General features: G+C 62.6%; 7 protein-coding genes and 1 pseudogene. 3 read left to right on the top strand and 5 right to left on the bottom strand.

Annotated elements, in window-relative coordinates:
* A pseudogene (locus VO99_RS31600) lies at window positions 1-481 on the top strand (relaxase/mobilization nuclease domain-containing protein); the annotation flags it as partial.
* A gap of 1339 nt (window positions 482-1820) precedes the next feature.
* Here VO99_RS31600 and VO99_RS26490 read toward each other — a convergent pair.
* Together VO99_RS26490 and VO99_RS26485 are read right to left on the bottom strand one after the other, a co-directional pair.
* On the bottom strand, window positions 1821-2216 hold the full coding sequence (locus VO99_RS26490) for a RidA family protein (RefSeq protein WP_046115971.1): 396 nt from the start codon (window positions 2214-2216) through the stop codon (window positions 1821-1823).
* Between the two features lie 325 nt (window positions 2217-2541).
* Window positions 2542-3372 (bottom strand): NAD(P)H-dependent oxidoreductase, encoded by an 831-nt coding sequence (locus VO99_RS26485; RefSeq protein WP_046115970.1) that lies wholly within the window; start codon window positions 3370-3372, stop codon window positions 2542-2544.
* A gap of 89 nt (window positions 3373-3461) precedes the next feature.
* Here VO99_RS26485 and VO99_RS26480 point away from each other — a divergent pair, with 89 nt between their 5' ends.
* Window positions 3462-4406: a LysR family transcriptional regulator gene (locus tag VO99_RS26480; RefSeq protein ID WP_046115969.1), complete on the top strand. Its 945-nt coding sequence runs from the start codon at window positions 3462-3464 to the stop codon at window positions 4404-4406.
* Window positions 4407-5688: 1282 nt separating this feature from the next.
* Window positions 5689-6660, top strand: coding sequence for a zinc-dependent alcohol dehydrogenase family protein (locus VO99_RS26475; protein ID WP_046115968.1), 972 nt, complete (start codon window positions 5689-5691; stop codon window positions 6658-6660).
* 261 nt (window positions 6661-6921) lie between these two features.
* Here the strand turns inward: VO99_RS26475 and VO99_RS26470 are convergent, their stop codons facing one another.
* The 3 genes from VO99_RS26470 to VO99_RS26460 form a co-directional block, all read right to left on the bottom strand.
* A complete protein-coding gene (locus VO99_RS26470; protein WP_046115975.1) occupies window positions 6922-7845 on the bottom strand; it encodes a pirin family protein in 924 nt (307 codons plus the stop codon).
* A gap of 86 nt (window positions 7846-7931) precedes the next feature.
* On the bottom strand, window positions 7932-8582 hold the full coding sequence (locus tag VO99_RS26465; RefSeq protein WP_046115967.1) for a hydrolase: 651 nt from the start codon (window positions 8580-8582) through the stop codon (window positions 7932-7934).
* A 1018-nt stretch (window positions 8583-9600) separates the two neighbouring features.
* Entirely contained in the window at window positions 9601-10479 is an 879-nt protein-coding gene (locus VO99_RS26460) for a pirin family protein (RefSeq protein ID WP_046115966.1), read from the bottom strand.
* Window positions 10480-10549: the final 70 nt, after the last annotated feature.

The following is a 10549-nucleotide window of genomic DNA, read 5'->3' as shown; positions in this document are numbered from 1 at the left end:
GTACGTCATGGTGCTGCACGACCACCAAGCGAATCCTCACGTGCACCTTAGCGTGCGGGCAGAGTCAAACCATGGACACCGGCTGAATCCTCGCAAGGCCGATCTGCGGCGTTGGCGAGAGACGTTTGCGGAAAGGTTGCGCGGCTGGGGCGTCGAGGCGGAGGCCACACCTGCTGCAACGCGCGGCGTGCAAGGCCGCGATGAGGCGTTATGGCGGCGACAGGCCCGGGACCAGCAACGGCTGCGGCGGGAGGTACATCGACGCCCGATCGCCATTGCTCCGTCCGACGTCTCAGCTCGTCAAGCTTGGGCGCGTATCGGGCAAGTGCTTGTCCGGTCAAGAAATGCGCCGGATCGCAACCTCGCACGTGATCTTGCCAACTTTATGCAGGAAAGACCTCGCTTCGCCGTTCCTCAACTCTGGCCGCTGCGTCCCCTTGAGAAAGGCCTGCGGGATCGCAAATTAGAGCACCGCCGTTGATACGTCGTTATTCTCAGGCTGGGAAGCAAGCGATGCATCTCGAACTGTTCAAGCCTATCCTCAAGTAATGATAGTACGGGTTATCATCACATAAGCCGGGCGCACCAAGGGAAGAGGGCGCTCTGCCGCCCGCGCTGCACATCAGTTCACGGCCGGGAACCCACGCCGGCACGCTCGGTTTGGCCAAGCTGTCGTTGATGCCGCGTTGACGCTCGGTTGATGGTCAGTTGATGGTCAACTGAGCATCAGGCCGACACATCGCCTGGGTGGCGATGGCACGTCGTCGCGGAGCGAAGGTGCCGTGAATCGGCATAGCGCTTGCCGAGCTAGAGCATGCGGATCTTCATCCAGTTCGACACCGGCGCGCGGATTTTGAAGGACTGCAGCTCTGCCGACGAAGCCCGAGGCTACGTCGCCGGCGCCGCCCAAGCCGCGGAGTGCTGCCACCTGCAGGTGTGGGTTGCATCTGGCAAGGACGCCGATCCAACCATGGACAAAGGCGCCTGGTGGCGGCCGGTTGAATGGCTTGAGAGACACCCTGCGACTCCTGCCGTAGGTGGCTAGGCCTGCAGGCGTCGCGACCGGTCGTCGGCCTCGTCGATGGTCGACGTCGCCTAGCTGTTCGGCCCGGAGTCCGGCCCGGACACCCAGTTGAGCCGCGCGCTGGCACACGTGAGCACTGCGGATGTCCCAACGACCGATCTCTCGGCGCGCCTCGCAGGCATCCGAGATCTGTTCTCGGTAGCGCTCACCCGTCTCTAGGGGTGACGACACATCCGCATCCCGGGAAGGCGCTACCCAGTGGTACGGCCGGTAAAGTCAATCCCCAGACCAATAAAGCTGACAGACAACGCTGTATGCGGAAACCTTGGACCGAAAATGAGGCGGCGCTGGTCAGTACGCCTGACCTTACGATCGCCGAACGTCTTGGCAGAACGCAGAGAGCGGCCAGGGACCGACGCCCGGTTTGCCCGGCACGCACGGATAACGAGCCCAGGGCTTACCTGTCGCGGGAGGAGGGTCTCGAGCCCATCAGTGACGACGAGGTCGTGCGCCTGACACGTCAGCTGGAGGTCGAAGGCAATGTCGTTCACGCACTCTACTTGGAGCACAAGCGCGGCCTGCGCGCCGAGGAGGCGGCTCGTATTGCCGGAGTGCACCAAGAGACCGTCGCCGCGTGGGTGAGGGCTGGAGCTGTTGACGATCGTCTCGAACTGACCCGGTGGGTCAGTTTTCAGTGATCGTCAACAGGTGATGCAAACAAATGGAAGCCGGACTTGCAGCACACCCGTCAGGGACGGCTTCTAACCACGAGCCTGTCGTGCCGCGGCACGATTGATCAAAGGACGGCGACAGCGTGGATCTCCACAAGCAGTTCGGGCAATCCGAGCGCGGCGACCTGCAGCACAGTCTCCGCGGGCCGATGCCCGGCGAGCTCCTCGGCCAGCACCCTCAGGTAGTTGGTGTGATGCGCGATGTCCTTGAGGAACACGGTGAGGCTGGCGATGTTGTCCAGCGTCCCTCCAGCGCCGCCTACAGCGGCGCGAAGGTTTACAAAGACTTGCCGGAGCTGGGCATCGACATCACTTGCGCCCACGAGTGAGCCGTTGGGGTCCAGCGCCACTTGGCCAGCAATAAAGACCAAGGCCCGGGGCGCATCGACCCGGACCACTTGGCTGAAAAGATAAGGCGACGAATCCCACAGGTTCGCCGGCTGGATCGATTGCAACTGCATGACAAAAATCCTTCTTGCGACTGGCCTGCACTGCGCAACCCATGCACCGTGCGTTGGTCAATCAGGAAGCAGCCCCTCGTAGCCAGAGCATCGCTTCCGCGCGGGGAGCTGCACGTGAGTTGACTCTGTTTGGTATTGGGGAGAGTCTCGCTGTAGTGACGAGCTTCCTCAACGGTGCTCCAAGTTGAGCGCAGCACCCGGACCGTCGGTCAGCTCAGGCAGTGGGCGAACAATGCCGTCTTCGAAACCTCTCACGCGCGGAGGACCTCTGGCTTCGCCAGTCGCTTCAGGTCCTCTGCGGCGACATCGGTGCGACGCGTCGAGATCACGAAGGTTTCCGTGACGATACCTGTGCTTCCAGGCGCTGCGTCTGCGCTTCGTTGCTGTCAGCGATATGCGCCATGAGGCCGGTCTGGCCAGCAGCCACATGCGGACGGAGCTCGTTGGTGCGGGTGTAGTCTCCGCCATTCTGCGGTCGAAACGGGATCGGTCCGTCCTCAAACAAATTTTGCAGACGGGTGCGCCATGCCTCTTTGGCCGCGGCAGCGCTGGCCGCGGTCAAGGCACCCGTGCCGTAAACGGCAAATGTCGGCAGCACATCGAACCCGGGGAAATACAGCGAACCATGCGTGATCGGAAAGAGCAGCTGCTCGAGCGGCCCGTTGATTCCACGCTCCGAGTAGTCGTGCGGAGGCCCCCCGACCGCCACGGACAGCATCGCCCGCTTTCCCTTGAATGCTCCTTCTCCATAGCGGTAGGTATTGCCCGCGTCCTTGTAGCCATGAGCCAGGCCCGCTGCCCAGACGCGATCGATCCATCCCTTCATGATGGCCGGCATGCTGTACCACCAGAGCGGGAACTGGAAGATCAAGGCGTCTGCAGCCAGTACTTTGTCTTGCTCTGCCGCCACATCTGCGGTCTGGCGACGATGGCGGTACGCGTGGGCAGACTCTGCGCCGAACGACAGCCGCTCCGAGTTCGCCCGCTCCGGAAAGTCGTGTTCGTCGAACGTTGCTTTCCAGCGCATGGCGTACAGGTCCGACTGCAGCACTTCGTGCCCTTGTGCGGTCAGGCACTTCACTGACACGTCCACCAGTTGCCGTGTCAACGACGACTGCTCTGGCTGCGCATAGATGACAAGGACTCTCTTTGACATGGACGATGGCTCCGCTGTGATCTGGCTGAAGTTTCGTGGAGCCTGAGCCAGACGTGAAATCACAGCGGCGGTCCGCTACCATCGATGAGATGAATACCAGGCGCATGGATCTCAATCTGCTTGTGACGTTAGAGGCTCTGCTGATCGAGCAGAACGTGACAAGGGCGGCCGCCCGCTTGCATCTGAGCCAGCCAGCTGTGAGTGCGCAGTTGAGCCGTCTGCGCGACGTGTTCGACGACCCTCTTCTAATCCCTGCGCAGCGTGGGATGACACCAACCGTCAAAGCGCTGGAGCTGCTCGGCCCGCTCCGACAAGCTCTCGATCAAGTCCGGGCCACAGTCGCCACACACTTGAATTTTGAGCCCGCGACGGCGAGCTTGACAGTCTCGGTCGCATGCACTGATTACGTCCAGGCGGCGTTGATAAAGCACCTTGTCGTTGCCATGCGAAGCGAAGCGCCGGGAGTGCGCATTGCACTGCGCACCTTGGATATGTCACAGCTGGAACCTCAGATGGCCCGCGGCGACGTTGACGTGGCTCTCGCGAACCTGCAGGGTGCGCCGCAAGGCCTGCGCTCGCGGCACCTATTTGACGAAAGTTACGTCCTGATCGGGCGCCGTGGGCATCCGACCCTGCGCGAGGGCCTGGGGGTGGAAGCGTTCGCGCGGCTGGAACACATCGTGGTGTCCCTGCGCGGCGGCGGTTTCGCTACTTCCGTGGACAAGGCAATGGAGGCCCTGGGACATCGGCGCAATGTCGTGTTGTCAGCGTCGTCATTCCTTCTGGTCCCGGAGTTGGTCGAACAATCGGATTGTGTTGCCCTGGTCCCCCGTCGGCTAGTCGACAATCGCGGTGGGCAGTTGGTGCGGGTCGAGCCTCCACTCTCAGTTGAAGGCTTTACCATCGGGATGATGTGGCACGAGCGATCGCACGGGCATGCTGGCTTCAAATGGGTTCGTGAGTTCATCACCCGAGCCGTTGATTGCCAGCCAACTGGGCGTGAGGGATCTGGTCACATCGCGCAATCCCCATAGCCCGAGGAAACGCAAGTTCGCATGGTGCTTTGGGCTGTCGAACGGACGCTCAAAACCATGCGCCGCCGCGTGCGGCTGATCAAGTCGAGCCGGCATCGCCAAGCCCATCCGACTGTTGCCATTTTGACAGGAGCGAGTCCGACATGGAAACCGGACGCATCCGCCACGGGTGCTTTACCCGCTGCAGGGCGGGCGCCAAGCCTGGCAGTTCGTTGACAGCAGCGAATTAGCTGGCCAGCATGCGGCCATCGTCATGACGCGCCGGAGCGCCATCAAGCTTACCATAAGACCCAGCTAAAGCTCCTTTGCCAGGCGCTTTATAAGATCCGCAATGGCCTTCTCATTGCGTCGGTAGTACGACCACTTGCCGGACCTTTTAACAGTGATCAACCCTACGCTTGCCAAGTCGGTCAGGTACTTAGACGTAGTCGAAAACGCCAGTCGTTGCCCCGCCTGAATAGACGACACACAAACGCCATCCACATGAGGGTCGCCCTCATCCTGTGGAGGAAAGCTGGAGGGGGTCTTGAGCTTGCGAAGGATTTTCATCCGCTGCTCGTTGGCTAGCACCTCCAACACACGAATAAGCGGAACTTCGACAGGCATCAGTCAGCGGACACAGTGCAAATGGGTGCGAGCGCACTACCACAAAACGGGAGTGCAAGAGGGAGAACTTTAGCATGCGTCTGCAGGTCGCAGACTGAGAGACGCTGCTTGCCCCAATGGGTCAACGGACTTGCGGGGAAGCGGTTGGTACCCTGTCTCCGGCGACCGCTGGCACGAATGGCTTTGCACTGGCCTGCAAAGCGTTGTGCGGGCGCAGTGGTTGCAGACTTGAGCCAGGGGAACGCACGTGCTTTTACGCCGCACCGCGGCAGAAGGCGATTCGGGCTGCTCGGGCCTGCCCATGATCAAGCGCTCGGTGCAGAAGCGGTTTTGCCACTTCGCGCTCCGTTCGTTCCGGCGCGGTGATTAGCGGACTGGGATGCCTGTGAATGACTTCGCGGCCAAGTTGCCATGAGCGGCTCCGGCATGTCATTGTGGTTCGTTCAAGCCGACGCTGGTTTGAACGGGAGTGGAGACACGGCTACGCCGGATGAGAGACGGATCGTCCACCTCCAAAGGCCGCTTGAGGCGAAGCCTTACCAAGATGACCTTGATGGCGGAGTGGGCTTGGTACAGCGCATCGACGTATCGAGAAACGTCGATGTGACAATCTTGCCTCTTGAGGATGTCCTTCGGATGACCCAAGTTCACGTAACTCAAACCTTCAGAGAAGTATATGAAAGCCATTGTCCTGACCGCCTTTGGCGGCGTTGAGAATCTTAAACTGCAAGACGTTCCGGTTCCCAGGGTCGATGCCGGCGAGCTACTGGTGCGCCTTCGCGCAACCTCGATTAATCCGCTCGACTATCAGATTCGGCGCGGTGACTACCCGGACTACGTGCCGCTGCCTGCGATTACCGGACACGATGTATCTGGCGTCGTCGAGCGTGTGGGCGCTGGAGTCTCAGCCTTCAAGCCGGGCGACGAAGTCTTCTACACGCCCAAGATCTTTGGACCGAAGGGGGGCAGTTACGCTGAATACAACGTGGTTCCGCAAGAGCTTGTGACTCATAAGCCGACCAACCTCTCCCACGCAGAAGCGGCTTCAATCACGCTGACGGGCGGCACTGCTTGGGAGGCGCTGGTCACGCGTACCCGGCTGCAGCCCGCTGAGACCGTTCTTATCCACGGCGGCGCCGGCGGCGTCGGCACGGTTGCGATCCAGATCGCAAAGACAATGGGGGCGCGCGTCATTACCACGTGCCGTGGCTATCAGGCCGAGTTCCTGTTGTCTCTCGGAGCCGACGCCACCATCGACTACGAAAAGAGCGATTATGTGGAAGAGATCGCGCGACTGACGGGTGGCACTGGCGTCAATGTCGTACTCGACACGATCGGTGGCAAGACGCTGGAGCGCTCCCCGCACGTCCTGGGCGACGGTGGCCGCGTGGTGACGCTGGTCGACATCGCGACGCCCCAGAATCTCGTGGCTGCATGGGGCGTGAACGCCGAGTACCACTTCGTGTTCACGCGCCAAAACCGCGGCAAGCTGCTTGCGCTTAAAGCGCTCCTCGAGCGTGGAGTGATCCGCCCCATCATTGGTGCGACCTTCCCCCTTGAGCAGATCGCTGAAGCGCATACCGCCTTGGAGCAGGGCAAGGTGAACGGCGTGCCCCTGCGAGGCAAAGTTGTCATTGAAGTGAATTGAGGCAAAGGTATTCATGTGCAACCCCACTGCGGAACCTGTGGCGGTGGGTCGCGACGCCAGACACCTGCTCTTCCGGAGCATCCAGGCTGGCGTCGTACCTTCCGCAGAGGAAGCCTCTCGCTGGGGTTCTTCTACCCATGGAGGCGTATAACTGGGATCGAGTGAGCTTCTCGGGGGTGTTGCTTGACGTGGACCGGCAGGGTCCACGCCGAACAGCGACGTCCGTTGGAATAGTGCGCGCAATTGAACCGAGCGCCTGGCTTAGTTCGTCTTTGGCCTCGTGTCACCGCTGAACATTGGGGTGGTGCCGCTGGCGGTGCGCCGATTACCCGCCGCCACCAGAAGCTGGCGCAGCCGCTCGATGTTGGCCTCGCCCTTAGCCAGCGCCTCGTTCGACGTGTGCACTGAGTAGCTCCCGAGGTGCAGTTCATGCGGATGAGGCGCCGCGGCGCCGAGGACAAACACGGCGCCGGCCTGGTTGTCAGCTTCCAGCAAGATCGCCCGTTCGGAATGATCGAACAGCACCAGGTCTCCGGCTTGCGCTTTGGCGTGACCTCCCAGGGCGCCGGTGGCAACCGCCAGCCAAGCGGTGGTCTGCCCGGCGGCGGGCGTGAAGGTCCAGCGCTCGCCCCCGGCCAAGCGAATCAGCAGGTACGTGACGCCCTCCGGTGACCGGGCGGGGCTACGCGCACCGCCGTAGCTACCGAGAATCACGTGTGCGGGTCCCACCGCGGGGACGTGCCCGGCCTCAACGTATTGGCTGTCCACGGGAGCGTGCTCCAGGTCGGCGGGAAGGGCAATCCAAAGCTGGAAGCCTTGCGCGCGGGGGGTCGTGCCGCCGGAAAGCTCCTTCCCGTGCCATACGCCGCTGCCGGCCCGCATCCATTCAAAGCCGCCAAACCCGATATGCCCGGTGCCGTCAGTCGCGTCGTCAAAGCGCAGGTCGCCGTCCGTGATAACCGTGATGGTGGCCAGGCCTGAGTGGGGGTGCATCCTGAAACCGGCTCGCGGGTCGTGCAGGTCAAGATCAAAGAGGTCGAGGAACACGAAGGGCTTGAGCACGCGGCCGAGGTCCGACGGGCTCATCAGCCGCGTGATGGGACCGTGCGTCGAGCCGCGTGTGCTGAAAACCTGACGTCGAACCTGGGCACCGTTCGACACCGGCAGGTCGTGGGTGGCATCCATCAAAACTCCTGTTCAATGAGAACGCGCCGCGCCGTAGGGAAGCAGTACGCACCGCCTACGGCGGACGATGCGGCGGGACGCTTAGCTCAGCGGGCCGTAGCCTTGTTTGCAGAATTGAGCAGTTGCTGCTCCCAGGCGAAGGCGATGCCGCTGGCGCCGCCGTGCTCGAGCACCACACTCGACAGCGCGATGGCTGTGTCCTCGCGCGCCCAGTCGCGTTGCCATTCCGAGACCACTGCCAGCCAGGTGATCGGCACGGCGCCTGCCTGCACGAGGCGGCGAACCGCCATGTCGTGGGCTTCGACGGATACGCCGCCGGAAGCGTCCGTTACCACGAACACGTCGTAGCCCTCACCCAGCGCCTGGATAGCCGGCATCGCGAGGCACACCTCGGTCCAGAGAGCGGCGAGCACCAACTGCTTGCGGCCACTCTTGCTGACGATGTCGGTGACCTTCGGGTCCTGCCAGGTATTGATGAATGTACGGTCGATGGGCTTTTGGTCAGGGAACACGTCCTGCAGCCCCTTAATCAGGTAGCCGCCGCGCTCCTCTATGACGGTGGTGAGCAGCGTCGGCACACGGAACACCTTGGCGCCCTTGGCCAGGCCCACCACGTTGTTCGCGATCACGGTAGGCTCGTGACTGTGCAGGTTGGCGAACTGGTACGGCTGGTGATCGATAAGGACGAGATAGCTGTCTTCGGGCCGGAGCAGGGCGGGAAGGCCGGTCTTGGGCATGAGATTTCTCCTGATTGAAGGGGTGAAAGGGCACGTTCAGGCCATCGGGTCACCGACGTTCACCACGGCTCGGAAAGCATCCGCCGTGGCCTGTACGTTGGAAGTCATCGTGCCCACGGCGCCTACGCCGGTCACTGTTCGATCCTGCGATGGGCTGTTCAATCCGATCACGGTCCCGGGCGGACTTTGCTGGTCAAACTTTCCCGGACTTCTCTATGGGGGCGTCTCGCGGACGGAGAACATCACTGCGAAGCGAAGATCGGCATTCAGCTGCCGGTTTCACTCTGCGTATGGTGCAGGTGATCCGCGAACAAAGCTCAGGCGCAGGCAAAACATCGGCGCAGCAGGACGCTCGGCAATGCCGCCCTGCGCCGATGACTGACGCAGGCGCTCAAGGGCACCGCAGGGCGTCTCCGCCTTTCTGACCCGCCCTTGACCGGGCAGCACATCTCGCTGAAAGCCTCGAACAGGCTCTGCGTAGGGTTTTCAACATGCCGAGGATGCATTGGGCATCTGCGTTGATCTTCGATGAGCGATCAGTTCGCCGGACAGTTGTGCAAGATGCCCGATCCTGCCGAACTTCCTATGCCGCGTGCTATGCGTTGTCGGTTCTAGCTGCGACGCCTTTGCCAGCGCGCGAAGCTGCCTCCCAAGGTCTGCTAGGTCAGCACGCGGTTGGAGGTGAGCTCGCGGACAGCGGCATGTCGATGGCAGCCGCCGTTTGATGCAGTGAAGTGCCCGGGGGCACTGCATGTTCGGCGCCACCGGATGCGGTGTCTGCTCGATAACGGCCGCTGGCACGTCTGCTGCACAAGCCTGTCCACTCCGCTGTGATCGGCCGCCCACTTCCCACCACGGGGAATCTGCTGGTCGAGCGCGTCCAGTGAGGTCAAAACGGCCGGGAAGTGGGCGACTCGAAGCTCCCCCGCGGCGGCATGTCCCTGCAAGGCAATCGTCGCGCGATCTGAAACGTCGCGCCGGTGGCCGGACCGGCGCGCATCCCTCAGCGCCGGGCTGCCTAGTGGCCCACGGGGCCATCGGGCAGGGGGATAAATTCCTGGTCGTCCGCCACCGGGAGCCGCATGCGACCGGCCTTCCAATCCTCCGCCGCACGGACCAGGCGTTCCTGGGTGGACGACACAAAGTTCCAGTGCAGGTAGCGCTGCCCAACCGGCTCGCCGCCCAGCATCATCACGGTGGACGCTGCGGCGGCCCGGATGCGCGACGCTTGCTGACGCAGCACAATCATCTTGCCGGCTTCGAAGTGTCGTCCGTCCACCTCAACACGGCCCGACGCAACATACACCGCCCGCTCGCTGTAAGGCGCCGGCACCTCGGCGGTCGAACCCGCCGTCATTTCGAGGTGCAGGTAGAACAGTGGGGAGAGCGTCTCTGCGGCCGCGGTAAGTCCGTGGGCGCTTCCCGCAATAAGGTGGCCCGCCACTCCCGCGTCGTCCCACTGAGGCAGGCTGCTGCCCGAATGGTGCGAGAACGAAGGCGCAGTCTCCTCAAGCTCGGTAGGCAGCGCGACCCACGCCTGGATGCCGTGCAGGTGGTCGCCGTGCACCCGGGCGTGTTCGAACCGCTCGCTGTGAGTGATGCCACGACCCGCCGTCATCCAGTTGACCTCCTGAGGGCGGATGGGCTGGGTACAGCCCAGGCTGTCGCGGTGCATGATCTGGCCCGAAAAAAGATAGGTCACGGTGGCCAGACCGATGTGCGGATGCGCGCGCACGTCAGCGCGGCGATCAAGGCCGGGCGCAAGGTCGAGCGGCCCGATGTGATCGAAGAAGATGAACGGACCCACCATGCGCCGCTTGGCGAACGGGAGTACGCGCCCTACTTCGAAGCTGCTGCCGAGGCTCACTCGGCGTTGTTCAATCACCAATTCAATCATGTGCTTCTTTCGTGCGGTTTGAAGTGTGTGCCTGCCTGCGCACGCGGGATGCGGGCTGCACGTCGCCGTG

Source organism: Aquincola tertiaricarbonis, from assembly GCF_000969605.1.
In the GTDB taxonomy this organism is placed as follows: domain Bacteria; phylum Pseudomonadota; class Gammaproteobacteria; order Burkholderiales; family Burkholderiaceae_C; genus Aquincola; species Aquincola tertiaricarbonis.
This window is presented reverse-complemented; position numbering and strand designations above follow the sequence as displayed.